This is a genomic window from Streptomyces sp. CNH189 (assembly GCF_000527195.1).
In genome coordinates, this window is record NZ_AZUS01000016.1 from 56,458 (window position 1) to 80,843 (window position 24,386).

Genomic DNA, 24,386 nt, shown 5'->3' on the forward strand with positions numbered 1-24,386 from the left:
TGGGGTGCGGTGTGCGGCGGGCTCAGGGGCGGGCAGGGGATGCTGCTGTACGCGGCCACCCGCCGCTGCCGTAGGGCGCGGCGGGTGGGATGTGCGCGCCGCGCGGGGCCCGCTGCCCGCCGCTGCCGTGGTGCGTGCGGCCCGGACGCGGCCGGGGCCGGGGATGGCCCGGGTTACGACGGGGTGCCGAGTTCGGCCCAGACCGTCTTGCCCGCCACATCCGCGGAGCGGACGACGCCCCAGTCCAGGCAGAGGCGCTGGACGATGAACATGCCGTGTCCCCCCGGCCGCCCCGCCCGGTGCGGCGTACGCGGGGACGGCTGGCCCGTGCCCCGGTCGGTGACCTCGATCCGGATCACTTTGCGGTCGCAGGTGATGGTCATCAGGTCCGGCCCCTCCGCGTGCAGGCACGCGTTGGTGACCAGCTCGGAGACGACGAGCAGGACGTCCTCGGCGGCGGCCCGCCGGTCCGCGGCGGCCGCGGGCAGCCAGCCCCAGTCGTACAGCGCCTGCCGGGTGAAGTCCCGCGCGAGCGGCACGACACCGCTCTGGTCCTCGAAGCTCAGCCGACGGACCTGGGCGTCACCGGTCGGCTCCGGAGCCGGCTCCGGAGCCGTCGGCACGGCCACGCCGCCGTCCTGGGCGCCCCCGATCGGTGCAGCGCCCCCGGGCGTCCCGGAAGCACCGCCGGGCTCCGGACCGCGGTCGCCCGGCGAGTAGGGCCGGGTGGTGCTCATCAGCGCTTCACCTCACCGTGTCACCAGTTCACAATGCGAAATCTTCCGTACTCGGTCAGTCACGCGCGGACGGCCCGAATGGTTCTCGGCACCCGCCCGGCCACCGCGTCCGGGACGTTCAGGGTGTCTCCTGCCCGAGCCGACCGCCGGAACACCCCCGTGTTCGCACGAAAAGACGCGCCGGGGAAACCCGTCGGCCGACGGGAGCCGTACGAGCGCCCCGCCGGGCCCGCCCGCCCGTGTCACGCCGAATCGTCGGCCAGGGCCGCCTCAAGCGTGTCGTGGACGGCGAACACCGCGTCCGCCCCCGTGATTTCAAACACACGTGCGACAACGGGCTGCATCCCGGCGAGATGCACACCACCTCCGGCCGCTTCGGCCTTGAGCCGGGCACCGAGCAGCACGTTCAGCCCCGTGGAGTCACAGAACTCCAGCCGGGAGCAGTCGATGACGAGCCGCTTGAAACCCTTGGCGAGGCAGTCCTCCAGTGGCTCCCGCAACAGATCGGCGGTGTGGTGGTCCAACTCACCCGCCGGGGTCACGACGGCACTGGGGCCCTCTTCTCGCACCTCGACCAGAAGCCGGCCCGACTGTGCGCTGCCGACCGTCCCGCGGTCCATGCCGTCTCTCTCTCCCGAGGTCGTGGCTGTTCCTGACGCCCTCGAACATTACGCCTTCCGGTCACGCATCGACACTCTAACAATCACGCACAAACGGACATAAGCGAACAGAACGCACTTGCGGCATGCTTCGAGTAGCCGATAGGGCTAGTAAAGACCCGTACCCGACCACGGCCGGCTTTGGAGGCGCCGCACACCGCAGTGCACGTATCGGCTTCGGCAGCCATATGCCGAGAACGATGGAGGACATCATGTCACCCCGGCTCGACGCATCGCCTACCCATCAAGCGACGTCGACACCCCCTCCGGAACATCTGGATCCCATCGAGCAGGACGACCTGGAGGTCGTCGCGGACGGCCTACTCGCCGGACTGCCGGAGATCCCCCCGTACGACGAGGTGGGCCCGGTGGACGCGCGGGCTCTGTCCAAGACCCTCTTCGAGCGCCTGGAGTCGCTCGCCGAAGGCACGCACGAGTACTCGTACGTACGCAACACACTTGTCGAACTGAACCTCGCCCTGGTCAAGTTCGCCGCCTCCCGGTTCCGCTCGCGCAGCGAGCCCATGGAGGACATCATCCAGGTCGGCACCGTCGGCCTGATCAAGGCGATCGACCGCTTCGAGCACATGCGCGGTGTGGAGTTCCCCACCTTCGCGATGCCGACCATCATCGGCGAGATCAAGCGTTTCTTCCGCGACACCTCGTGGTCCGTGCGCGTGCCGCGCCGGCTGCAGGAGCTGCGGCTCGACCTGGCCAAGGCCGGTGACGAACTCGCCCAGCAGCTCGACCGCGCGCCGACAGTGGCCGAGCTGGCGGACCGTCTGGGCATCACCAGCGACGAGGTCGTCGAGGGCATGGCGGCGTCGAACGCCTACACCGCCTCCTCGCTGGACGCCCAGCCGGAGGAGGACGACGCCGAGGGCGCGCTGGCGGACCGGATCGGCTACGAGGACCACGGACTCGAAGGCATCGAGTACATCGAGTCCTTGAAGCCGCTGATCGCCGAACTCCCCTCGCGCGACCGCAAGATCCTCTCGCTGCGCTTCGTTGCGGGCATGACCCAGTCGGAGATCGGCGAGGAGCTCGGCATCTCCCAGATGCACGTCTCCCGTCTGTTGTCCCGGACGCTGGTGAAGCTGCGCAAGGGGCTCACGGTCGAGGAGTGACCCTCCCCGCCTGACGCTCGTCCTCCAGGGGGCGGCCCGTTTCCGGGCCGCCCCCTGTTCGGTGGCGTGACGCTTGACACATCCGTACGCCGCGACCGTCCGGACCGCCTCAGAGCACCCGTACGCCCCGCCTCCAGACGCCCGTGACCAGCGGGACGCCCGGCCGGTAGGCGAGGTGGACGTGGCTGGGCGCGTCGAGCAGTACCAGGTCCGCGTACGCGCCGGGGACGAGACGCCCGATGTCGGTGCGCCGCAGGGCCGCCGCACCGCCCGCCGTGGCCGACCAGACGGCCTCGTCGGGCGTCATCCCCATGTCCCGCACGGCGAGCGCGACACAGAACGGCACCGACGAGGTGAAGGACGAACCGGGGTTGCAGTCGGTGGACAGCGCCACGGTCGCCCCCGCGTCCAGCAGCCGCCGGGCGTCCGGCCAGGCGGCGCGGGTGGAGAACTCGGCGCCGGGCAGCAGCGTGGCGACGGTCGCGCCGCTCGCCAGCGCGTCCACGTCCGCGTCGGTGAGGTGCGTGCAGTGGTCGGCGCTGGCCGCGTCCAGCTCGACGGCCAGCCGCACGCCGGGGCCGTACGAGAGCTGGTTGGCGTGGATCCGCGGATGCAGGCCCTTGGCCTTGCCGGCGGTGAGGATCGCGCGGGCCTGGTCGCCGTCGAAGGCCCCCTTCTCGCAGAAGACGTCGATCCAGCGGGCGTGCGGCGCGCAGGCGTCCAGCATCTCCCCGGTGACCAGGGCCACGTAACCCGACGGGTCGTCCGCGTACTCGGGGGCCACGATGTGCGCGCCGAGGTAGGTGACCTCGTCGGTGTGGCGGGCGGCCAGCCGCAGGGCGCGGGCCTCGTCCTCGACGGTCAGGCCGTAGCCGGACTTGGTCTCGAAGGTCGTGGTGCCCTGGCGCAGCGCCTCCGCGAGGTGGCGGGTGAGGGTGGCCTCCAACTCCGCGTCGTCCGCCGCCCGGGTCGCGGCGACGGTGGTGCGGATGCCCCCGGCGCTGTACGGGCGGCCCGACATGCGGGCGTTGAACTCCTCGGTGCGGTCCCCGGCGAACACCAGGTGGGAGTGCGAGTCGACGAACCCCGGCAGGACCGCGCGGCCACCGGCGTCGACCCGGTTGTCAGTGGCGGGTGCTTGGCTGGAAGCACCGGTCCACACGACGCGGTCGTCCTCGACGACGACGGCCGCGTCGCGGAGCAGGCCGAGCGGGTCCGAGTCGTGGAGGGAGGGGTCGTTGGTGACCAGCGTGGCGATGTTGGTGATGACCGTGGCGCTCATGGTGTCCTCATGGGTCGTCAGGCGCGCAGTGCCTGGACTGCCTGCGCGAGGGCTCCGGGCACGTCGGGGACCAGCGTGTGCGCCCCGTCGCGCACCACGTGCCGGCCGGCCACGACCGTGTGCCGCACATCGGCGGCCGTCGCGGCGAATACGGCCGTCTCGGCGCCCAGCCTGGGCAGCGGCCCCGCTGTCCTGACCGAGTCCAGCGCGACGGTGGTGAGGTCGGCGCGCGCCCCGGCCTCGAGGGTGCCGGTGTCGTCCCAGCCGAGGGCCGCGTGGCCGTCGGCGGTGGCGGCGCGCAGCAGGGCCGCGGCCGTCCAGTGGCCCCGGGTGCGGGTGCGCAGCCGCTCGTTCAGCTCCATCGCGCGCGCCTCCTCGAAGAGGTCGACGACGGCGTGGCTGTCGGAGCCGAGGCTGAGCGGGGAGCCCTCGTTCTGCAGGGCCACGGCGGGTCCGATGCCGTCGGCGAGGTCGCGTTCGGTCGTCGGGCACATGCAGGTGCCGGTGCCGCTGCCGCCGATCAGCGCGACGTCCTCGGCGGTGAGGTGGGTGTTGTGCACGCCGGTGGTGCGCGGACCCAGTACGCCGTGCAGGGCGAGCAGTTGGGCGGGGGTGCAGCCGTGCGCCTCGCGGCAGGCGTCGTTCTCGGCGGTCTGCTCGGACAGGTGCACGTGCAGCGGGGCCCGCCGTTCCTCGGCCCAGCGCGCCACGGTCGCCAACTGCTCGGCCGGCACGGCCCGTACGGAGTGCACGGCCGCGCCGATCCGTGCGTGGTCCTGGTCCTTGAGAAGTGAAGAGCGTGCGGCCCAGGCGTCCGCGTCGCCGTCGGAGAAGCGGAGCTGGTGGGCGGTGGGCGGGCGGCCGAAGCCGGAGGAGAGGTAGGCGGCGTCGAGGAGGGTGATGCGGATGCCGGCCTCGGCGGCGGCCGCGAGGAGCGCCTCCCCCATGGCGTTGGGGTCGGCGTAGGGCGTGCCGCCAGGTGCGTGGTGCACGTAGTGGAACTCGCCGACGGTGGTGATGCCGGCCAGCGCCATCTCCGCGTACACGGCCCGGGCGAGGGCGTGGTAGCGGTCCGGGGTGAGCCGCTCGGAAGTGGCGTACATGATCTCGCGCCAGGTCCAGAAGGTGCCGGAGCCGACCTGGACGGTGGAGCGCAGGGCGCGGTGGAAGGCGTGGCTGTGGGCGTTCGCCAGCCCGGGGAGGGTCAGTCCGCGCAGGATCTCGGCGCCGGGCGGCGGTGCGGGGGTGTCGGTGCGGACGGCGGCGATGCGCCCGTCCGTCACGTCCACGGCGACGCCCGGCTCGACATGGGTGCCGAGCCAGGCGTGCTCCAGCCAGTACGTCCGCGGGGTGGCGGTCACGGGGCGGCCAGTCCTTCCAGTACGTCGGCGAGGGCGAGGACCCCGGCCGCGCAGTCGTCCTCGGTGGCGGACTCGGCCGGGGAGTGCGAGACGCCGGTGGGGTTGCGTACGAACAGCATGGCGGTCGGGACGCGCCCCGAGAGGATTCCGGCGTCGTGTCCGGCGCCGGTGCCGAGGACGGGCACCCTCAGGCCGGCGGAGGTGCCCAGGATGCGGGCGAGTGCGTCGCGCAGGGCGTGGTCGAACTCGACGACGGGCGTGAAGGACTCGCGTTCGACGTCGAGGTGGACGCCGTGAGCGGCGGCGTGGGCGCGGGCGGCCCGTTCCACCCCGCCGACCACGAGGTCCAGCCGCTCCTGGTCGGCGGCGCGGGAGTCGAGCCAGCCGCGCACCAGGGAGGGCACGGCGTTGACGCCGTTGGGTTCGACGGTGAGCTTGCCGAAGGTGGCGACGGCGCCCGCGCGTTCGGCCTCGCGGCGGGCGGCGAGGACGGTCTCCGCGTACGGCAGCATCGGGTCGTGCCGGTCGGTGAGGCGGGTGGTGCCGGCGTGGTTGGCCTCGCCGCGGAAGTCGAACCGCCAGCGGCCGTGCGGCCAGATGGCGGACGCGACGCCGACCGGGTCGCCGGTCAGGTCCAGCGCCCGGCCCTGCTCGACGTGGAGTTCGACGAAGGCCCCGATGCGGGACAGCCGTACGGGGTCCGGGCCGATGGCGTCGGGGTCGTGTCCCGCGGCCTCCAGGGCCTGCGGGAGGGTGATGCCGTCGGCGTCGGTGAGCCGGTGGGCCTGCTCCACGGTGAGCGCGCCGGCGGTGAGCCGGGAGCCGACGCAGGCGAGCCCGAAGCGGGCGCCCTCCTCGTCCCCGAAGTTGACGACGCCGAGCGGCCTGACCGGGCGCACGCCCCGGCGGCGCAGTTCGTCGAGGGCGGCGAAGGCGGAGACCACGCCGAGGGGGCCGTCGAAGGCCCCGCCGTCGGGCACGGAGTCCAGGTGCGACCCGGTGACCACGGCGTCCCCGGCGGCCGGGTCGCCGAGCCAGGCCCACTGGTTGCCGTTGCGGTCCACCTCGTAGACCAGGCCGCGCCGGCGGGCCTGCTCGCGGAACCAGTCCCGGCAGTCGGCGTCGGCGCCGGTCCAGGCGAACCTGCGGTAGCCGCCGGAGGCCGCGTTCCGCCCGACGGGCAGCAGTTGCCGCCACATCTCGTGGAAGGAGTCCCCCTCGGAGGCGGGCCGTGCGGGCGCCTGCGGGGTGGCGTGCGCGCGGTCCGTCATGCCGGGTCGCCCTCGCGCATGGGGACCCGCACGCCGCGCTCGTCCGCCACCGACTCCGCGATGTCGTAGCCCGCGTCGACGTGACGGATGACGCCCATGCCGGGGTCGTTGGTGAGCACCCGCCGGATCTTCTCGCCGGCCAGCGCGGTGCCGTCGGCCACGGTCACCTGTCCGGCGTGGATCGACCGCCCCATGCCGACGCCGCCGCCGTGGTGCAGGGACACCCAGGAGGCGCCCGAGGCCACGTTCACCATGGCGTTGAGCAGCGGCCAGTCGGCGATGGCGTCGGACCCGTCCAGCATGGCCTCGGTCTCCCGGTAGGGGGAGGCCACGGACCCGCAGTCGAGGTGGTCCCGGCCGATGACGACCGGCGCGGACAGCTCCCCGCTCGCCACCATGTCGTTGAAGCGCTCGCCGGCCTTGTCGCGCTCGCCGTAGCCGAGCCAGCAGATGCGGGCGGGCAGGCCCTGGAAGTGGACCCGCTCCCCGGCCAGCTTGATCCAGCGGGCGAGGGACTCGTTCTCCGGGAAGAGGTCGAGGATCGCCTTGTCGGTCCTGGCGATGTCGGCGGGGTCACCGGACAGCGCGGCCCAGCGGAAGGGGCCCTTGCCCTCGCAGAACAGCGGGCGGATGTACGCGGGGACGAAGCCGGGGAAGGCGAACGCCCGGTCGTAGCCGGCGAGCTGGGCCTCGCCGCGGATGGAGTTGCCGTAGTCGAACACCTCGGCGCCGGCGTCCTGGAAGCCGACCATCGCCTCGACGTGCCGGGCCATCGACTCGCGGGCGCGGGTGGTGAAGCCGGCCGGGTCCTTGGCGGCGGCGTCGGCCATGTCCTCGAAGGCGGTCCCGACGGGCAGGTAGGCCAGCGGGTCGTGGGCGGAGGTCTGGTCGGTGACGATGTCGACGGGGGCGCCCATGGCGAGCAGCCGCGGGACGACCTCGGCGGCGTTGCCGAGGACGCCGATGGACAGCGGCTCGCGCTTGTCGCGGGCCTCGACGGCCAGCCGCAGCGCATGGTCCAGGGAGTCGGCCCGCACGTCCAGGTACCGGTGCTCGATACGGCGGTCGATGGCGCGCGGGTCGCAGTCGACGCAGATCGCGACGCCGTCGTTCATGGTGACCGCGAGGGGCTGGGCGCCGCCCATGCCGCCGAGTCCGGCGGTGAGGGTGATGGTGCCGGCCAGGGTGCCGCCGAACCGCTTCGCGGCGACGGCGGCGAAGGTCTCGTAGGTGCCCTGGAGGATGCCCTGGGTGCCGATGTAGATCCAGGAGCCGGCGGTCATCTGCCCGTACATGGTCAGGCCGAGGGCCTCCAGGCGGCGGAACTCCTCCCAGTTCGCCCAGTCGCCGACGAGGTTGGAGTTGGCGAGGAGGACGCGCGGTGCCCACTCGTGGGTCTGCATGACGCCGACCGGTCGGCCGGACTGGACGAGCATCGTCTCGTCCTGCTTGAGGGTCCTCAGTGTGCGGACCATGGCGTCGAAGGAGCGCCAGTCGCGGGCCGCCTTGCCGGTGCCGCCGTAGACGACGAGCTTGTCGGGGTGCTCGGCGACCTCCGGGTCGAGGTTGTTCTGCAGCATCCGCAGGGCGGCCTCCTGCTGCCAGCCGAGGGCGCTCAGCTCGGTGCCGCGTGGCGCTCGTACGGGACCGGGGGGCGGCCCGTCGGGCCTCGGTTGAGGGTGGCGGCGGGAGACGGGCGGGCGGGGTCCGGACATGGGGGGTGCCTCCAGGGTGCCGACGACGTCTGCGGGTATTCATATCCTCGGCAGCTGAATAGACCTAGTCAATACCGGGGGTGTGTCGTCGGTCCGGGGCGGAGGATGTTTGGCTGGATGCATGCGTGCGAACACCGAACAGACCGAGGACGGCACCGACGACGTGACGGGCGGGGCGGCCCGGCGGCGGCACGCGGCGGTGCGGGCGGCCGTGGAGCAGGGGCTGCTCAACGACGACGTACCGCTCGTGGCGCTGCTGGACGTCACCGGCATCCGGGAGTCGGCGGCCGCGCTGCGGGCCGCCTTCGAGAAGGTGACCGCGCCCGGCACGCCGGTGCTGCACGCCTTCGCGGTGAAGGCGAGCCCGCTGGTGCCGGTGCTGCGGCTGCTGCGCGCGGAGGGCATCGGCGCGGAGGTGGCGAGCCCGGGTGAGCTGGCGCTCGCGCGCGCGGCGGGCGTGGAGCCGGAGCGCACGGTCCTGGACTCCCCGGCCAAGACGCTCTCCGAACTGCGGGAGGCGCTGGCGCTGGGCATCGCCGTCAACGCGGACAACCCGCAGGAGCTGGCGCGCCTCGACGCCCTGGTGGCCGGAGCGGACCCCCGCTCCCCCATAGGCATCCGGGTGAACCCGCAGGTGGGCGGCGGCTCCATCGAGGCGCTGTCGACGGCCACGGCGACGTCGAAGTTCGGTGTGGCGCTGCGCGACGAGGGGGCGCGGGAGTGGGTGGTCCGGGCGTATCTGGACCGGCCGTGGCTGACCCGGCTGCACGCGCACACCGGCTCGCAGGGCATCGCCCTGTCGATGATGGCGCGCGGGGTCGCGGAGACGTACGAGCTGGCGGAGGAGATCAACCGGCGGGCCGGGCGGCGCCAGGTCGACACCCTCGACATCGGCGGCGGACTGCCGGTGAACTTCGCCTCCGAGGAGACCCGCCCGACCTACGCGGAGTACGCGCGGCTGCTGAAGGAGACGGTGCCGGGGCTGTTCGACGGGCGGTACGGGCTGGTCACCGAGTTCGGCCGGTCGCTGCTGGCCAAGCACGGCACGGTGGTCGCGCGCGTGGAGTACGCCAAGAGCGCGGGCGGCCGGCCGGTCGCGGTGACCCACGCGGGCGTGCAGGTGGCGACGCGGACCGTGTACGCGCCGGGGTCGTGGCCGCTGCGGATCGCCGCGTACGACCAGAAGGGGCGCCCCAAGGAGGGACTGCCGGTGGTGCAGGACGTGGCGGGGCCCGCCTGCTTCGCGGGCGACCTGCTGGCGCAGGGGCAGGAGCTGCCGCTGCTGGAGCAGGGGGACTACGCGGCGGCGCTGGACACCGGTGCGTACTACTTCGCGCACCACTACGCGTACAACTCGCTGCCCCGGCCCGCCGTCCTCGGGTTCTCCCCGGACGGGGCGGGCGGCGTCACGTTCGCGACGGTACGCCCGGCCCAGCCGATCGAGGAGATCGTCACCGAATCAGGCGCGGCCCACACGAACGCCCTGACAACCCTGGCGACCACACCTCCGGCGTGACGGTGAGGGGGCGGACTCCCGCCCCCCGGTCGGCACCCGGGCAAACAAGGCACGCCCCGCCGCCCGGAAGACGCCCGCCAAGCCGCCCCCGCGCTCCGGATCCGCCGCCCCGCGCCGGCCTCTGGGGACTGTGCGTGGGCGGGGTGGGGCCGGGCGGCGGACACCCACCCCACCGGCACCCCGCGCGCGGCGGCCTACGCCCGCACGACCCGGGCCGGGCCACGCCCGCACCCCTGGCCTCGCTACGCGGCCACCGTGAGGCGGTGACGGGCGTGCCACAGCTCATGGCCGGGCAAACACCCGCCCCGCCGCACCGTGCGCGCCCGCGAGCACCGGGGTGCGGGCGCCCCGCGCCCCGGTTTCGCCTACGCCGCTGTCGTGAGGCGGCGGCGGGCGCCGCCCGGGGCCGCGTCGCCTGCCGCGATGCCCGTGCTGCGGTAGGCCTTGACCGCCGGGCCGGCGGGTCGTCCCGCCCCCGCGCGCAACCAGTCGACACGCACCCACAGCAGCACGTCGTCGTCCCGTTCCAGCCGGCCGATCCACGCCGCCTTCAGCCACAGCCCCGCACCGCACCCGGCGAGCAGCAGACCGGCGGCCGCCGGTGCCGCGAACGCCGAGCCGAGCGCGGCGAGGAACGCGAGCAGCAGCCACCAGCGGTGCGCCCGGCGCCAGTTGCGCGCGGTCACCGCACGGTCCTGCAGCACGTCGTGCCGGCCCGCGCGGGCCGCCGAGCGGGCCAGCGCGCGGTAGCGGCCCCGCCGGGTCCACGCCACCAGCGCCGCGGCCACGATGAACAGCGCGGCTCCCCCGAGCACACCGATCCGACGCCCCGTCAGTCCCGGCACGAACACCCCGATGCCTGCGGCGACGATGCCCAGCCACCACAGCGGCGCCGCTCCGGCCCGCACGACGACGGCCACCCGGGCCAGCCCCTGTCCTCCGCGCGTCACGTCCAGCCTCCCGTCATCCGAAACGTGGAAGTCCTCAACCCCGTGGACATCCCTACCCGCCGAGGCGCGTCGAGGGAAGTCCCGTGCGACGGACGCTAGCGGGACAAGCTGAGACGAGTCTGAGAAGACGCGGCGACCGGCGCCGCGCCCCCGTCACTCGGTGAACAGCCCGCGCGCAGCCGCCCGGGTGTCGAACTCCTCCAGCCGCGCCTGCGCGTCGGGGAGGTCGTCGCACATCGCCTCCAGCAGCACCCGGCCCAGCAGCATCGGCGCGCAGGCGGTGTCGAAGACCAGCCCGGTGCCGACGGCGGCCGGCAGCAGCAGGTCGGACACCTTGGCGACCGGCGCGAACGGCGAGTCGGCGACGGCGACGACGGTCAGCCCCGCCTCCTTGGCGTGGGCGAGGGCGTCGAGGACCTCGCGCGGGTGCCGGGGCAGCGCGAAGCACAGCAGGGCCCGCGCCCCGGCCCGGGCCGCCGCGTCGATCCGGTCGTACAGCATCGTGCCGCCCTCGTTGAGCAGCCGTACGTCGGGATGGACCTTGGCGGCGAAGTAGGCGAAACCGTGCGCCTGGGCGGCGGCCGCCCGCAGGCCGAGCACGGGCAGCGGCCGGCTCCCGGCCAGCACGCGCCCCGCCCGCCGCACGGGCTCCGGATCGGCCAGTACCTCCGCGAGATGGCGCAGGTTCTCGATCTCGGCCTCGACGGCCTGCTGGTACTCGTTGTACGAGCCGGTCTCCGGGGCGGGTTCGGCGGGCGCGACCTCGCGCAGGTGCCGGCGCAGCGCCGGATAGCCGTCGAAGCCGAGGGCGACGGCGAAGCGGGTCACGGACGGCTGGCTGACCCCGGCCAGCTCGGCCAGTTCCACGCTCGACAGGAACGGCACGTCGGCGGCGCGCCGCACCATGCTGTGGGCGATGCGCCGCTGGGTCGGCGTCAGCCGGTGCCCCTCGAAGAGCGCCTGGAGACGCGCCGCGGGGCTCTCGGTGCCGCTCATGACCTGACTCCCCCTCGGCCCTGCGGCCCATTCATCCGTCGTGACTTCTGCATGCCGTTATACAGCCGCACGGCACACCACGCCGGGCGGGTGCCGCGTTGGGCGGAGATCGCACCCCGTGCCCGGTTCGCGGACAGATCCGGATCTCGACGATTTTGCTACGACGTCGGCGATCGACCGGTCGGCCGGTTAGCGTAACTCCTCGAACAATTAAGCGCTTTGGTGCGCAGGTGCCCCACGGGGCGCATGACGGAGGACGGGGTGGGGGCGTGGACGCGCACAGTGGTGGGCAGACGGACGGGACCGATCCCGCCGACCAGTGGGTGCTCAATCCGCGGACCGGCGACTACGAGCTGAGGCTGGACGGATCCGCGCCGCCGACGCCCGCGTTCCCCCGGCAGCGCAGCGCCCCGCGCACGGACAAGGGCATGGGCACGGACACCGCCCCGCGCATCCCCACCCCCGGCCGGCGCGACCGCCGCCCCGCCCCGGACCGGGAGGACGGCCCCGGCCCGGAGGACGGCCGCGACGCCGGCCGTCGCAAGCGCAAGCAGCCCCGCCGGAGCGGCAGGCGCAAGGCGCTGCTGTGGACCGGGGGTGTCATGGGCCTGGTCCTCGTCGGCGGCTCGGCGTTCGCGTACTACTGGTACGACCGCCTCTACGGCAACATCGACACCGTCGACATCGGTGACGTGGGCAGCGACACGGCCCTCGCGGACGGCCCGGCCAACATCCTCGTCATCGGCAACGACGTCCGCACCGGCAAGGGCAACGAGGCCTACGGCGACCGGGACAACGTGACCGGGCACGCCGACACCACACTGCTGTTCCACGTCGCCGAGGACCGCTCCAACGCGACGGTGGTGAGCATCCCCCGGGACCTGATGACGGAGATACCGGACTGCGACACCCGGCAGTCCGACGGCTCGACGAAGACGATCCCCGGCTCCGAGGGCACCCGGTTCAACGAGTCCTACGGCGTGGCGGGCCGTGACCCGGGGTGCACCATGCGCACGGTGGAGCAGCTGACCGGCCTGGACGTGGACCACTTCATGATGTTCGACTTCAACGCCGTCAAGACGCTGTCCACGGCGGTCGGCGGTGTCGAGGTGTGTCTGGAGAAGCCCCTCAAGGACCTCGACGGCGGGACCAAGCTCGACCTCCCGGCCGGCCCGAGCACCATCCAGGGCGAGCAGGCGCTGTCGTTCCTGCGCAACCGGCACGGCCTGAAGAACGAGAGCGACCTGGACCGGATCGGGATGCAGCAGAAGTTCGTCGCGTCGATGCTGCGCCGGCTCAAGGAGGACACCCTCGGCAACCCGGCGAAGATGCTGGACGTCGCCGACGCGGCCACCAAGTCCCTCACCGTGGACAAGGGCATCGGCAGCCCCACCAAGCTGCTGACCCTCGCCAAGGAGCTGGGGAAGATCGACCTGAAGAACATCACGCTGATGATGCTCCCGGTGATCGACAACCCGGACGAGCCGACGCCCGTGACTGTCGTCCCGGACCCGGTCAAGGCCCCGCAGGTGTTCTCCATGCTGCGGGACGACGTGTCGTTCACCGAGGTGAAGAAGCAGCAGAAGAAGGCCAAGGACAAGCAGCAGGCGCTGCTGAACGGTCCGCGGGCCGAGGCGTCCGCCGTGCGCGTGGACGTCCTCAACGGCGGCGGGCCTCAGGGCGCGGCCCAGGACACGGTCGCCTGGCTGCAGAACAGCGAGGGGGTGTCCCGGTCGTCGAACCAGGGCAACGCCCCCGCGAAGGTCGCCCGCACTCAGCTCGTGTACGCGCCGGATCAGGCCGATCAGGCCCGCAAGCTCGCCGATCTGATGGGGCTGCCCGCCGCCGCGCTGAAGCCCGGCACCGGGGAAGCCGGCGAGACGGAGCCGATGACGCTCACCCTCGGCCCGGACTTCAAGGGGGCCGGGGTGCCCGTCGCGACGCCGAAGAAGGTCGACGTCCCGCAGTCCCGGGCCGACGAGAAGATGTGCAAGGGCTGAGACAGCGGCCAACCCGAGGGCGGGAACGGGGGTTACCCCCAGTGCGGGCGTGCTCCCGCGTGCCTACCTTGTGAGGCATGACGGGAATGGACGCGCGGGACACCGAGCTGAAGAAGGAACTCGACGCCTCCCTGCAGGCCCGCAGGGAACTGGGCGAGGACTACGAGTCCGCCCTGGTGGACTCGTTCCTGGAGAAGGTCGACCAGCGCATCGACGGCGCGGTGGAGCGCCGGGTGCGCCGGCAGCTGGCCGAGCAGCAGATGACGACCGCCCGGGACGCGCGCTCGCCGCAGGTGACGGACTCCTGGGGCGAGCGGTTCGGCTTCGGCATCGTGTCGCTGGTGCTGGCGGTGCCGCTGTCCGCGATCGGCGGGGGCGTGGCCGATCTGCCCGGTCTGCTGGTGGCCTGGGCGGGGATCGTCGGCGTGAACGTCGTCCAGGCCGCCCGCACCAACCCCTCCCTGTTCGGCCGCCGCCGCTCGGCGCGCGGCGACGACGCCTGGGAGGACTGAGCCGTACGAGGCCCGGCGGCCGCGTGAGGCGGCCGTCGGGCTTCACACGGGAAGCCGGGCTCCACACTGGCAACCGATTCACATGGGAAGCCGGGCTTCACACCGGAAAACGCTTGGCGCGGGGACCGCCGCACCCCCGTTGCCGGGGGGCGGGACGACGGCGGTCCCCGCGAAGACGCTCCGCGCGCTGGGCGCGGTGCGCGTCACAGGCGTCCATGGAGGTCCGGGAGCCGCTCCGGAGGTCCTTCGACGCCTTGTGGCCGTCGGCCGGAACGGGGAGCCGCTCCCGTCCCGCCGACATCCACCAATGTGCCCGAGCTGTGTTAAGCGAGTGCTGCGCGGGCGTGACGTGCTCGTACCACTTCCGCGAAGGGCCCGCCGGCCACACCCGCGCGGGGACCGACCGCGCCCCTGGGGCCCGGGTGCGGGCCGTCGGGGGTTGCGCACGCGGTTCCCCGCGTCCCTTCGGGGCGCGATCACCGCAGCACCCTCAGGGGCGCGGGGAACTGCGCGACCAGCCACCCACGCCGCCGCGGACGGCTCCCTCAGGCGCCGTTCCTGGCGAGGAAGGACAGCAGGTCCTGACGGCTGACCACCCCGGTCGGCTTGCCCTCGACCAGCACGATCGCCGCGTCCGCCTTGCCCAGCACGGCCATCAGGTCCGCGACCGGCTCACCGGAGCCGACCTGCGGCAGCGGCGCGCTCATGTGCTTCTCCAGCGGGTCGTCGAGCGAGGCGCTCTTGCTGAACAGGTGGTCCAGCAGTTCCCGCTCGACGACGGAGCCGACGACCTCGGCGGCCATCACGTCCGGGTGGCCGGCGCCCGGCTTGACCACGGGCATCTGCGAGACGCCGTACTCGCGCAGCACCTCGATGGCCTGGCCGACGGTCTCGTCCGGGTGCATGTGGACCAGGGAGGGGATGTGGCCGCCCTCCTTGTCCTCCAGGACGTCGGCGACGCGGGCGCTGGGGCCGGAGTCCTCCAGGAAGCCGTAGTCGGCCATCCACTCGTCGTTGAAGATCTTGCTGAGGTAGCCGCGGCCGCTGTCCGGCAGCAGGACGACGACGACGTCGTCCTCGCCGAGCCGCGAGGCCACCTCCAGCGCCGCCACGACCGCCATGCCGCAGGAGCCGCCGACCAGCAGGCCCTCCTCCTTGGCGAGCCGGCGGGTCATCTGGAAGGAGTCCTTGTCGGACACGGGGACGATCTCGTCCGCCACGTGTCGGTCGTAGGCGGTCGGCCAGAAGTCCTCGCCGACGCCCTCCACCAGGTACGGACGGCCGGAGCCGCCGGAGTAGACCGAGCCCTCGGGGTCGGCGCCGATCACCTTGACGCGGCCCTCGCTGGCCTCCTTGAGGTAGCGGCCGGTGCCGGAGATGGTGCCGCCGGTGCCGACGCCCGCCACGAAGTGCGTGATCTTCCCCTCGGTCTGCTCCCACAGCTCGGGGCCCGTGGAGTGGTAGTGCGAGAGAGGGTTGTTGGGGTTGGAGTACTGGTCCGGCTTCCAGGCACCCGGCGTCTCACGGACCAGCCGGTCGGAGACGTTGTAGTAGGAGTCGGGGTGCTCGGGGTCCACGGCGGTCGGGCAGACGACGACCTCGGCGCCGTACGCCCGCAGCACGTTGATCTTGTCGGTGGACACCTTGTCCGGGCACACGAAGATGCACTTGTAGCCCTTCTGCTGCGCCACGATGGCGAGCCCGACGCCGGTGTTGCCGCTGGTCGGCTCGACGATGGTGCCGCCCGGCTTCAGCTCCCCGCTCTGCTCCGCGGCCTCGATCATGCGCAGGGCGATGCGGTCCTTCACGGAACCGCCCGGGTTGAAGTACTCCACCTTGGCCAGGACGGTGGCCCTGATGCCCTTGGTCACGCTGTTGAGCCGCACCAGCGGGGTGTTGCCGACGAGGCTGATCATCGAGTCGTGGAATTGCACCGTTGTCTCCGGATGCTGCAAAAGGGGTGGTCGTGGTGGTGATGCCAGCCTAGGCCCTCCCCGGGACCGGACCCGGCCGGGTCGTTCACTGACTGTCGGGATTGGAGCACCGTCCGTACGGGGCAAGACCTGGGTGTACGGCTACGAGGAGGTGGCGGCGGGCATGACGGGCATGTCGAGGGCGCGGGTGGCCCGGCGGATCGCGGCCGGTGCGGCGTACGGCGGTGGGGGGATCGGTCTGGCCGGTGCGGCCGCCGTGGGGCTGCTGCTGGCTGAGGCACAGCTGGCCCGGCGCCGGGTGGGCAACGGCACGAGCCCCCACGTGCCCCACGCGGACGGACTGTACGGCGCCTCCTACACCGTGCCGGGCGAACCGGCGCTGCGGCTGACGATGCTGGGCGACTCCACGGCCGCCGGGCAGGGCGTGCACCGGGCCGGGCAGACGCCGGGCGCGCTGATCGCCTCGGGGGTCGCGGCGATCGCGGAGCGTCCGGTGGGGCTGAGCACGGTGGCGGTGCCCGGGGCCCGCTCGGACGACCTGGACCGGCAGGTGAGCCGGGCACTGGCGGACCCGTCCCGGGTGCCCGACATCTGCGTGATCATGGTCGGCGCCAACGACGTCACCCACCGCATGCCACCCACCCGTTCCGTGCGTCACCTCGCCTCGGCGGTGCGCCGGCTGCGGACGGCCGGCGCGGAGGTGGTGGTCGGCACGTGCCCGGATCTCGGCACCATCGAACCGGTGTGGCAGCCGCTGCGCTGGATGGCCCGCCGGGCCTCGCGGCAGCTCGCGGCAGCGCAGACGATCGGGGCGGTCGAGCAGGGCGGGCGCACGGTGTCACTGGGCGACCTGCTGGGCCCGGAGTTCGCGGAGAATCCGCGCGAGCTGTTCGGTCCCGACAGCTACCACCCGTCCGCGGAGGGGTACGCCACGGCGGCGATGGCGGTGCTGCCGACGGTGTGCGCGGCGCTCGGCCTGTGGCCGGCCGGCGAGGAGCGACCGGACGCCGCGCGCCGCGAGGGTTTCCTGCCGGTGGCGCGGGCCGCGGCGGAGGCGGCCTCGGAAGCGGGGACGGAGGTCGCCGCGGCGATGCCCACGGGTCCGCGGGGAGCCTGGGCCCTCCTCAAGCGGCGCCGCCGCCGGCGGGTCCCGGAGACCGAGCCGCAGCCGTCGGCCCAGCCGTCCCCGTAGCCCGCGGACGCCGGCCCGCGACAGGTCAGGACAGGCCCGCCCTCGCCGTGCGCGGGCACGATCCTGCCGCCGCGCGGGAGAGAACGAACGCCTGTGCCCCGGCCGCCTCGCGGGAACAGGCCGGAGCGAGCCGGCACCCCCTGCGGGCATGCGTGCCGCCTGGGGCGGCACGGGTGGGCGCGGGCGGCCCGGACAAAGACGCGCGCACACGAAACCCCGACGCCGGGCAAGGCGAACACGCCCCGCCGTCAGTCCGCTCCGGGAGGGCGACGTCGGCAAGGGCGGGACGACCCGCACCCGGGCCGAAACAAAGCAAGCGCTTAGAAAGTTGCGGTCCATGTCACACCGCGACACGCGTGACCCCACCCATACGGCCGGGTAACTTCCCAACAGGCGCCGCACCAACCCACCGGTATGCCCGACCGCGCCCGAGCACCGAGCGCTACGCCGCCGCATCTTTCACTCTGGAGCCGTGATGCCCGAAGCCGTGATCGTTTCCGCCGCCCGCTCCCCCATCGGCCGCGCCTTCAAGGGCTCGCTCAAGGACGTGCGCCCCGACGACCTGACCGCCACGATCATCCAGGCCGCCCTCGCCAAGGTCCCCGAGCTGGACCCGAAGGACATCGACGACCTGATGCTCGGCTGCGGCCTCCCCGGCGGCGAGCAGGGCAACAACCTCGGCCGGGTCGTCGCCGTGCAGATGGGCATGGACCACCTCCCCGGCTGCACGATCACCCGCTACTGCTCCTCCTCGCTGCAGACCTCCCGGATGGCGCTGCACGCGATCAAGGCGGGCGAGGGTGACGTTTTCATCTCGGCCGGTGTCGAGACGGTCTCCCGCTTCGCCAAGGGCAACTCCGACAGCCTGCCGGACACCCGCAACCCGCTCTTCGCCGAGGCCGAGGCCCGCACCGCCGCCGTCGCCGGGACCGAGGGCTCCACCTGGCACGACCCGCGCGAGGACGGCCTGGTCCCCGACCCGTACATCGCGATGGGCCAGACCGCGGAGAACCTCGCCCGCTGGAAGGGCGTCACCCGCCAGGAGATGGACGAGTTCGGCGTCCGCTCGCAGAACCTCGCCGAGGAAGCCATCAAGAACGGCTTCTGGGAGCGTGAGATCACCCCGGTGACGCTGCCCGACGGCACGGTGGTCTCCAAGGACGACGGCCCGCGCGCCGGCGTGACCCTGGAGGGCGTGTCCGGCCTCAAGCCCGTCTTCCGCCCCGACGGCCTGGTCACCGCCGGCAACTGCTGCCCGCTCAACGACGGCGCCGCCGCGCTCGTCATCATGAGCGACACCAAGGCCCGCGAGCTGGGTCTGACCCCGCTGGCCCGGATCGTGTCCACCGGCGTCTCCGGCCTCTCCCCCGAGATCATGGGCCTCGGCCCGGTCGAGGCGAGCAAGCAGGCCCTGGGGCGGGCCGGTCTGACCGTCGACGACATCGACCTGTTCGAGATCAACGAGGCGTTCGCCGCCCAGGTGATCCCGTCCTACCAGGACCTGGGCATCCCGCTGGAGAAGCTGAACGTGAACGGCGGCGCCATCGCCGTCGGCCACCCCTTCGGCATGACCGGCGCCCGCATCACCGGCACGCTCATCAACTCCCTGCAGTTCCACGACAAGCAGTTCGGTCTGGAGACCATGTGCGTCGGCGGCGGGCAGGGCATGGCGATGGTCATCGAGCGTCTGAGCTGACCGCCGCGGCCGCTCGGTAGCCGTAGCGGCACGGTGCGTGAGACTTCGGCCCGGCACCCCGATTTCCCGGGGGCCGGGCCGTTTTGTGATCCAAATTCCCCCAGGATGTGACCTACGCCTCTTGTCCGGGTCATCCGCGCAGGTCATGGTCGTTCACCTACCGGTTACGAACTCGACTCGCTGTCCGTTTCGTGACGTTACGCACTGACAGATGGTTAGTCCACCCTTCAAGCTGATGTAGGAAGTCGGGGGTCGACTGTGAACCGGGAGTACGTCAGTGAGCGCCATGCCGATCGCCCTGCTGATCACCACGGCCGCCACCGGCGCCGTGGGCGTCGCCGTCCTGCGCAGCGTTCTGGTGCTGCGCCGACAGGTCGCGGCACTGCACACCGAGCTGGCCAGGAGCCAGGCGGGGAGCCGTGCGCAGGTTCCGCCCGCCCGCTCGGCCGGCACCGACGAGATACGCGCCGCGGTCGCGGAGGCGCTCGCCGAGGAGCGGGAGCGCGAGCTGGCCGAGGCGCGGGCCTTCTGGGCCGCGCAGGAGACCCTTGACGCCTCCGACGCGCCGTCCCTGCTGGGCCTGGCGGACAGTGAGCTGTTCCTGCCCCGGCAGGCCGACTTCGCCGGTCTGGAGCCGGTCGCCGAGCCCGGTGCCGACCCCGAGGAGCACGGCGGCGACTCCCCCGAGCTGGCCGCGGCCCGCCGCCGCCACCCCTCGCACCCGGACTTCGTGCCCCACCCCTCGCCGGTGGTGGGCGACTACGAGCGCACCGTGGCCGTGCTGGAGGAGCTGGCCGACGCGCGCACCGAGCTGTCCGACGTCCGCCCGGGCCCGCTGGGCACCCTGGACGTGTACGTCTTCGCCGACGGCACCACGCTCTGCATGACGCCGGGTCACCGCGAGACCGCGGAGCGCCTGGCCGAGGCCCTGCGGGCGGGCGAGACCCCGTTCCTGCTGGGCGGCTCCGGCATCTCCGGCGCGTACACCCTCACGTTCGCCTGCGGCGAGGACAACGTCTACATCCTCGCGGACCGCGTCATCGCGTCCCTGTAGTCCGCGGGCCCGCCCGCTACACCCCGGCGCGCTCGCGGGCCTCCTCCACGAGCTCGGCCGCCTCCGCCACCTCGTCCTCGTCCTTCAGCACGAGGGCGTAATCGTGTCCGGCGACGGTGATCTGGTCGGCGGCGGCGAACATCCCGGCGTCGGGCATCTCGCGCGGTGCGGTGCCGGGCTCCTCCACGAGCTGGGTGCGCCGCGCCAACTCCCTGGCCAGCGCGAGCGCCTCGGCTGCCGCGCCCCGCTGGAGCCGGCTCTGCGGCGCGGCCCGCAGACGGTCGGCGAACTGATCCACGGCCCGGGTGAAGCGTGTCGTATCAACCACGCGGCGAGCGTACGCGGCGCGGCGGGACTGTTGCCAACAGGCGGGCGCTCGGGCACGGTGACCTGAAGGACCGGCTTGTATCCCAGCGTCCGGAGGCGCCGATGTCCCAAGTCTTCTCCGCAGAGACCCACCGCAACATGCTCGCCCGCATCCCGCACTGCACCGGTCGTGAGATCTCCGACTGGCTGCGCACCGTCGAAGAAGGTCCGGCGCTCGTCCGGTTCGATGAGAAGGTCAGCTGGCTGAGGCACGAGTACGACCTGGCGTACGGCCACGCCAAGGCGATCGTGCACGAGTACGACCTCAGGAGGGCCGCCCGCCGGCTGCTCTGACCGGTGTCCGGGCCGTGACGGCATGACGAAGGGCCCCGGTGCGCACCGGGGCCCTTCGTCATGCGTGCGGTCGACGCCTGGGCGTCAGTCGCTGTTGAGGATCGAGATGAGCCGCAGGAACTCGAGGTAGATCCACACCAGGGTCAGGGTGAGACCGAAGGCCGCGAGCCAGGCCTCCTCACGCGGGGCGCCGTAGGCGATGCCGTCCTCGACCTGCTTGAAGTCCAGGGCGAGGAAGCAGGCACCCAGCAGGATGCCGATGACACCGAACACGATGCCGAGCGGGCCGCTGCGGAAGCCTAGGCCGTCACCGCCGCCGAACACCGCGAACAGCAGGTTCACGGCCATCAGCAGGATGAAGCCGAGCGCGGCCGCCATCACGAAGCCGTAGAAGCGGCGGTTGACGCGGATCCAGCCGGCCTTGTAGGCCACCAGCACACCGGCGAACACCGCCATGGTGCCGATCACGGCCTGCATGGCCGCGCCGTCGGCGATGCGGTTGTCGACGATGTTGGAGATGACGCCGAGGAACACACCCTCGAACGCGGCGTACGTCAGGATCAGCGCGGGCGAGGCCTTGCGCTTGAAGGACTGCACGAGCGCCAGGACCATGCCGATCAGCGCGGCGCCGATGCCGATGCCGTAGGACCGGCTGATGTTGGCGTCGTCGACCGGCAGCAGGGCCCAGGCGAGCGCGGCCGTGACGACGAGCACGCCGAGCGTGCTCGCCGTGCGCAGCACGACGTCGTCGATGGTCATGCGGCCGGCGGTGGCCGGAGCCTGCGGCGGCGCGCCGTACTGCTGCTGGGCGTACGGGTTCTGCGCGTACGGGTTGCCCGTCGGCTGGGCGTACGGGTTGGCCTGCGTGGCGACGGCGGGGCCCCCGGCCTGCGGCGCGGTGTTGAAGCCCGCGTAGCCGTTGTCGCGGCCGAACCCCCGTCGCGAGAAGACCGGGTTACTGCTCCTCATTTCACTCCTCCATGGCCACTCGATGCGGCCTTGGCTCAAGAGTAATAGGTAGGCAAAGGAATGACCCTAATGCTTGGGGAGGATCTTTCCCTCGTTGTGCTGCGCAACACGCTACGCGGCTTCGTGATTCCCCTCACCGCGAGCGGTGGACCGGTACCGAGCCGGTACCTGCCCGGAACCTGGCGGAGACAGTGATCACCCCAGGGGGAATCCCGTGTAGCCCTCGGCGAGGTCGGCGGCGGCGGTCCGGTTGGTGGCGACGCGGTCCAGACGGGCGAGCTGGAGCCGGTCGTCGAAGGCGGTGGCGCCGGGGTCGCGGTGCAGCAGCGCGGTCATGTCGTGGGAGAACCGCTCGGCCTGCCAGACGCGGCGCAGGCAGGTCGCGGAGTAGGCGTCCAGCAGCTCGGGGGAGCCGGTGCGCCGTTCGTGTTCCAGGGCGCGGGCGAGGACCAGCACGTCCCCGACGGCGAGGTTGAGGCCCTTGGCGCCGGTGGGCGGCACGATGTGGGCGGCGTCCCCGGCGAGGAGGAGCCGGCCGTACCGCATGGGCTCGTGGACGTAGGAGCGCATGGGGGTCACCGACTTCTGGGTGACGGGGCCACGCCGCAGGGTCCAGCCGTCGTCGGTCTCCAGGCGGCGGGACAGCTCGGCCCAGATCTCCTCGTCCGTCCACTCCTGCGGTCTCGTGCCCTCCGGCACCTGGAGGTAGAGGCGGGAGACGGAAGGGGAGCGCATGGACAGCAGGGCGAAGCCGCGGTCGTGGCGGGCGTAGACCAGCTCGTCGTGGGAGGGCGGGACGTCGGCGAGGACGCCCAGCCAGGCGTACGGGTAGGCGCGCTCGAAGACGCGGGAGACGGCGGCGGGGACGGTGGCCCGGCACATCCCGTGGAAGCCGTCGCAGCCGGCCACCCAGTCGCACTCCAGCACCTCCTCGCGGCCGTCGCGGCGGAAGCGGATCCGCGGGGCGTCGGTGTCCACGTCCTCCACGGCCAGCACCTCACTGCCGAAGAGCGGCGGACTGCCGTCGGCCAGGGCGAGGGCGATGAGGTCCTTGCAGACCTCGGTCTGCGCGTACACCATGACGGACCGGCCGCCGGTGAGGCCCGGGAAGTCGACGCGGTGGCGGCGCCGGCCGAAGCGCAGCTCGATGCCGTCGTGCCGCAGGCCCTCGCGGTCCAGCCGCTCCCCGGCGCCGGCCGCGCGCAGCACGTCCGCCGTGCCCTGCTCCAGCACCCCGGCCCGCTGCCGCCGTTCCACGTAGGCGCGGTCGCGGCACTCCAGGACGACGCAGTCGATCCCCGCGAGGCGCAGCAGCCGGGCGAGCAGCAGACCGGCAGGACCGGCCCCGACGATCCCCACGGTGGTACGCATCGGTCGTCCCCCTTCGCCCGCGGCCGGACGCGAGTTTCCGGGCGCACACACCCGGGTGTCAACGGTCGCACGCGGGGTCGCGGCGGGCGAGCTTCGATCAGAGGGAGGGAGGCGTAGTGGTGCCCGGAGCCGGACTTGAACCGGCACGCCCGCTCAGGGGCAGCGAGGTTTAAGCTCGCCGTGTCTGCATTCCACCATCCGGGCAGGCCCTGGGCCCCGCTTCGCGGTTCCGAGCCTATCGGTGACCCTCCCCCCGGCACCGGCGGGAGGGACCGATCTTGTCTTATTTTATTGGCGCCTGAGGGTGCATCAGACCGGCGAACGCACCGTCAGCACATGCCTCACAGCCTTGCGTGTCACGCTCCGCCCCGCACGCGAAATGACGGAATTTCACCGTCCGAACAAGGGCGCCCCACCCGTTCCCCTGTCGGGGCCGTCCGTCATCCCCAGGTATGACCCCGCGCCCGGCGGTCCTTCCCGAGTCGCCCCCCGGAACCGGAGCAGCGGGTGACTACACGGCGGCAAAGCCACGGAACGATGGATCACGTCCCCGAGAACACGTCGTCCCGACAGGAGCCCATCCGTGACCACCGCCCCCCTCGCCGACCGGACCACCGCTGTGGCCGCGCGCGCCACGGAGCTGTCGAAGATCTACGGTCAGGGTGAGACCCGGGTGGTCGCCCTGGACCGGGTCTCCGTCGACTTCCGGCAGGCCGAGTTCACCGCGATCATGGGCCCCTCGGGCTCCGGCAAGTCCACGCTGATGCACTGCGTCGCCGGGCTCGACACCTTCTCCTCCGGCTCCGTGCGCATCGGCGACACCGAGCTGGGCGCGCTGAAGGACAAGCAGCTCACCCGGCTGCGCCGGGACAAGATCGGCTTCATCTTCCAGGCGTTCAACCTGCTGCCGACGCTCAACGCCCTGGAGAACATCACGCTTCCCATGGACATCGCGGGCCGCAAGCCCGACAAGGAGTGGCTGGACACCGTGATCCGCATGGTCGGCCTGTCCGACCGGCTGAGCCACCGGCCCGCCCAGCTCTCCGGCGGCCAGCAGCAGCGGGTCGCGGTGGCCCGCGCGCTGGCGTCCCGGCCCGACATCGTCTTCGGCGACGAGCCGACCGGCAACCTCGACTCGCGCTCCGGCGCCGAGGTGCTCGGCTTCCTGCGCAACTCCGTGCGCGAACTGGGCCAGACGGTGGTCATGGTGACCCACGACCCGGTCGCCGCCGCCTACGCGGACCGGGTGGTCTTCCTCGCCGACGGCCGCATCGTCGACGAGCTGTACGGCCCGACGGCCGACTCGGTGCTCGACCGGATGAAGCGTTTCGACGCCAAGGGCCGCACCAGCTGACCCCGGGCCCGCCGCCCGCCCGCCCCTCCC

At 72.8% G+C, this 24,386-nt stretch carries 21 protein-coding genes and 1 tRNA gene; 9 read left to right on the forward strand and 13 right to left on the reverse strand.

The window, feature by feature from the left end:
* Window positions 1-173 precede the first annotated feature (173 nt).
* Window positions 174-737 carry an ATP-binding protein gene (locus tag B100_RS0121580; RefSeq protein ID WP_024886488.1) on the reverse strand — a complete coding sequence of 188 codons (564 nt, stop codon included), beginning with the start codon at window positions 735-737 and terminating at the stop codon, window positions 174-176.
* 242 nt (window positions 738-979) lie between these two features.
* A complete protein-coding gene (locus B100_RS0121585) occupies window positions 980-1,357 on the reverse strand; it encodes an STAS domain-containing protein (protein ID WP_024886489.1) in 378 nt (125 codons plus the stop codon).
* A gap of 251 nt (window positions 1,358-1,608) precedes the next feature.
* Between B100_RS0121585 and B100_RS0121590 the strand changes: the two genes are divergently transcribed.
* Window positions 1,609-2,523 carry an RNA polymerase sigma factor SigF gene (locus B100_RS0121590; RefSeq protein ID WP_024886490.1) on the forward strand — a complete coding sequence of 305 codons (915 nt, stop codon included), beginning with the start codon at window positions 1,609-1,611 and terminating at the stop codon, window positions 2,521-2,523.
* Between the two features lie 109 nt (window positions 2,524-2,632).
* Here the strand turns inward: B100_RS0121590 and hutI are convergent, their stop codons facing one another.
* The 4 genes from hutI to hutU are packed head-to-tail and all read right to left on the reverse strand — an operon-like array spanning window position 2,633 to window position 8,152.
* A complete protein-coding gene (gene hutI / locus B100_RS0121595) occupies window positions 2,633-3,790 on the reverse strand; it encodes an imidazolonepropionase (RefSeq protein WP_486585678.1) in 1,158 nt (385 codons plus the stop codon).
* A gap of 32 nt (window positions 3,791-3,822) precedes the next feature.
* Window positions 3,823-5,166: a formimidoylglutamate deiminase gene (locus B100_RS0121600; protein ID WP_024886492.1), complete on the reverse strand. Its 1,344-nt coding sequence runs from the start codon at window positions 5,164-5,166 to the stop codon at window positions 3,823-3,825.
* Window positions 5,163-6,437 carry an allantoate amidohydrolase gene (locus tag B100_RS0121605; protein WP_024886493.1) on the reverse strand — a complete coding sequence of 425 codons (1,275 nt, stop codon included), beginning with the start codon at window positions 6,435-6,437 and terminating at the stop codon, window positions 5,163-5,165. Before B100_RS0121605 ends, B100_RS0121600 begins: the two co-directional genes overlap by 4 nt.
* Entirely contained in the window at window positions 6,434-8,152 is a 1,719-nt protein-coding gene (hutU, locus tag B100_RS0121610; RefSeq protein WP_078541077.1) for a urocanate hydratase, read from the reverse strand. The genes B100_RS0121605 and hutU overlap by 4 nt, the downstream gene beginning before the upstream one ends.
* Before the next feature lie 121 nt (window positions 8,153-8,273).
* Here hutU and B100_RS0121615 point away from each other — a divergent pair, with 121 nt between their 5' ends.
* A complete protein-coding gene (locus tag B100_RS0121615) occupies window positions 8,274-9,668 on the forward strand; it encodes a diaminopimelate decarboxylase (RefSeq protein WP_024886495.1) in 1,395 nt (464 codons plus the stop codon).
* Between the two features lie 365 nt (window positions 9,669-10,033).
* Here B100_RS0121615 and B100_RS0121620 read toward each other — a convergent pair whose 3' ends face one another.
* Window positions 10,034-10,618: a hypothetical protein gene (locus B100_RS0121620; protein WP_037723232.1), complete on the reverse strand. Its 585-nt coding sequence runs from the start codon at window positions 10,616-10,618 to the stop codon at window positions 10,034-10,036.
* A 153-nt stretch (window positions 10,619-10,771) separates the two neighbouring features.
* Window positions 10,772-11,614 (reverse strand): MurR/RpiR family transcriptional regulator, encoded by an 843-nt coding sequence (locus B100_RS0121625; RefSeq protein WP_024886497.1) that lies wholly within the window; start codon window positions 11,612-11,614, stop codon window positions 10,772-10,774.
* Between the two features lie 269 nt (window positions 11,615-11,883).
* On the opposite strand from B100_RS0121625, the gene B100_RS0121630 reads away from it, so the two are divergent.
* Together B100_RS0121630 and B100_RS0121635 are read left to right on the forward strand one after the other, a co-directional pair.
* Window positions 11,884-13,614 (forward strand): LCP family glycopolymer transferase, encoded by a 1,731-nt coding sequence (locus tag B100_RS0121630; RefSeq protein ID WP_024886498.1) that lies wholly within the window; start codon window positions 11,884-11,886, stop codon window positions 13,612-13,614.
* An 86-nt stretch (window positions 13,615-13,700) separates the two neighbouring features.
* The gene (locus B100_RS0121635; RefSeq protein ID WP_024886499.1) at window positions 13,701-14,126 is read left to right on the forward strand and encodes a hypothetical protein; all 426 of its coding nucleotides are present in this window, start codon (window positions 13,701-13,703) and stop codon (window positions 14,124-14,126) included.
* A gap of 545 nt (window positions 14,127-14,671) precedes the next feature.
* Here the strand turns inward: B100_RS0121635 and B100_RS0121640 are convergent.
* Window positions 14,672-16,060 (reverse strand): cystathionine beta-synthase, encoded by a 1,389-nt coding sequence (locus tag B100_RS0121640; RefSeq protein ID WP_024886500.1) that lies wholly within the window; start codon window positions 16,058-16,060, stop codon window positions 14,672-14,674.
* A gap of 163 nt (window positions 16,061-16,223) precedes the next feature.
* Between B100_RS0121640 and B100_RS0121645 the strand changes: the two genes are divergently transcribed.
* The 3 genes from B100_RS0121645 (at window position 16,224) to B100_RS0121655 (ending at window position 20,002) form a co-directional block, all read left to right on the forward strand.
* Window positions 16,224-17,252, forward strand: a complete 1,029-nt coding sequence (locus B100_RS0121645; protein ID WP_024886501.1) for an SGNH/GDSL hydrolase family protein — start codon at window positions 16,224-16,226, stop codon at window positions 17,250-17,252.
* Window positions 17,253-17,727: 475 nt separating this feature from the next.
* A complete protein-coding gene (locus tag B100_RS0121650) occupies window positions 17,728-18,948 on the forward strand; it encodes an acetyl-CoA C-acetyltransferase (RefSeq protein WP_024886502.1) in 1,221 nt (406 codons plus the stop codon).
* Window positions 18,949-19,225: 277 nt separating this feature from the next.
* Window positions 19,226-20,002, forward strand: coding sequence for a hypothetical protein (locus B100_RS0121655; protein WP_024886503.1), 777 nt, complete (start codon window positions 19,226-19,228; stop codon window positions 20,000-20,002).
* A 16-nt stretch (window positions 20,003-20,018) separates the two neighbouring features.
* Here the strand turns inward: B100_RS0121655 and B100_RS0121660 are convergent, their stop codons facing one another.
* Window positions 20,019-20,300 carry a hypothetical protein gene (locus B100_RS0121660; RefSeq protein WP_024886504.1) on the reverse strand — a complete coding sequence of 94 codons (282 nt, stop codon included), beginning with the start codon at window positions 20,298-20,300 and terminating at the stop codon, window positions 20,019-20,021.
* 131 nt (window positions 20,301-20,431) lie between these two features.
* Here B100_RS0121660 and B100_RS0121665 point away from each other — a divergent pair, with 131 nt between their 5' ends.
* On the forward strand, window positions 20,432-20,662 hold the full coding sequence (locus B100_RS0121665) for a DUF4287 domain-containing protein (protein ID WP_024886505.1): 231 nt from the start codon (window positions 20,432-20,434) through the stop codon (window positions 20,660-20,662).
* 84 nt (window positions 20,663-20,746) lie between these two features.
* Here B100_RS0121665 and B100_RS0121670 read toward each other — a convergent pair whose 3' ends face one another.
* From B100_RS0121670 to B100_RS0121680, 3 genes are all read right to left on the reverse strand, one after another.
* Window positions 20,747-21,631, reverse strand: coding sequence for a Bax inhibitor-1/YccA family protein (locus B100_RS0121670; protein ID WP_024886506.1), 885 nt, complete (start codon window positions 21,629-21,631; stop codon window positions 20,747-20,749).
* A gap of 195 nt (window positions 21,632-21,826) precedes the next feature.
* Window positions 21,827-23,002, reverse strand: coding sequence for a 4-hydroxybenzoate 3-monooxygenase (locus B100_RS0121675; RefSeq protein ID WP_024886507.1), 1,176 nt, complete (start codon window positions 23,000-23,002; stop codon window positions 21,827-21,829).
* Between the two features lie 117 nt (window positions 23,003-23,119).
* Window positions 23,120-23,206: transfer RNA gene (locus B100_RS0121680), tRNA-Leu, on the reverse strand.
* Between the two features lie 379 nt (window positions 23,207-23,585).
* Between B100_RS0121680 and B100_RS0121685 the strand changes: the two genes are divergently transcribed.
* The gene (locus tag B100_RS0121685) at window positions 23,586-24,356 is read left to right on the forward strand and encodes an ABC transporter ATP-binding protein (RefSeq protein WP_024886508.1); all 771 of its coding nucleotides are present in this window, start codon (window positions 23,586-23,588) and stop codon (window positions 24,354-24,356) included.
* Window positions 24,357-24,386 lie beyond the last annotated feature (30 nt).

Bases quoted from the DNA above. Each gene is read 5' to 3' on its own strand.
- B100_RS0121580 (WP_024886488.1), bottom strand. From the start codon at position 737: ATGAGCACCACCCGGCCCTACTCGCCGGGCGACCGCGGTCCGGAGCCC.
- B100_RS0121585 (WP_024886489.1), bottom strand. From the start codon at position 1,357: ATGGACCGCGGGACGGTCGGCAGCGCACAGTCGGGCCGGCTTCTGGTC.
- B100_RS0121590 (WP_024886490.1), top strand. From the start codon at position 1,609: ATGTCACCCCGGCTCGACGCATCGCCTACCCATCAAGCGACGTCGACA.
- B100_RS0121605 (WP_024886493.1), bottom strand. From the start codon at position 6,437: ATGACGGACCGCGCGCACGCCACCCCGCAGGCGCCCGCACGGCCCGCC.
- hutU (WP_078541077.1), bottom strand. From the start codon at position 8,152: ATGTCCGGACCCCGCCCGCCCGTCTCCCGCCGCCACCCTCAACCGAGG.
- B100_RS0121615 (WP_024886495.1), top strand. From the start codon at position 8,274: ATGCGTGCGAACACCGAACAGACCGAGGACGGCACCGACGACGTGACG.
- B100_RS0121625 (WP_024886497.1), bottom strand. From the start codon at position 11,614: ATGAGCGGCACCGAGAGCCCCGCGGCGCGTCTCCAGGCGCTCTTCGAG.
- B100_RS0121635 (WP_024886499.1), top strand. From the start codon at position 13,701: ATGGACGCGCGGGACACCGAGCTGAAGAAGGAACTCGACGCCTCCCTG.
- B100_RS0121645 (WP_024886501.1), top strand. From the start codon at position 16,224: ATGACGGGCATGTCGAGGGCGCGGGTGGCCCGGCGGATCGCGGCCGGT.
- B100_RS0121650 (WP_024886502.1), top strand. From the start codon at position 17,728: ATGCCCGAAGCCGTGATCGTTTCCGCCGCCCGCTCCCCCATCGGCCGC.
- B100_RS0121665 (WP_024886505.1), top strand. From the start codon at position 20,432: ATGTCCCAAGTCTTCTCCGCAGAGACCCACCGCAACATGCTCGCCCGC.
- B100_RS0121670 (WP_024886506.1), bottom strand. From the start codon at position 21,631: ATGAGGAGCAGTAACCCGGTCTTCTCGCGACGGGGGTTCGGCCGCGAC.
- B100_RS0121675 (WP_024886507.1), bottom strand. From the start codon at position 23,002: ATGCGTACCACCGTGGGGATCGTCGGGGCCGGTCCTGCCGGTCTGCTG.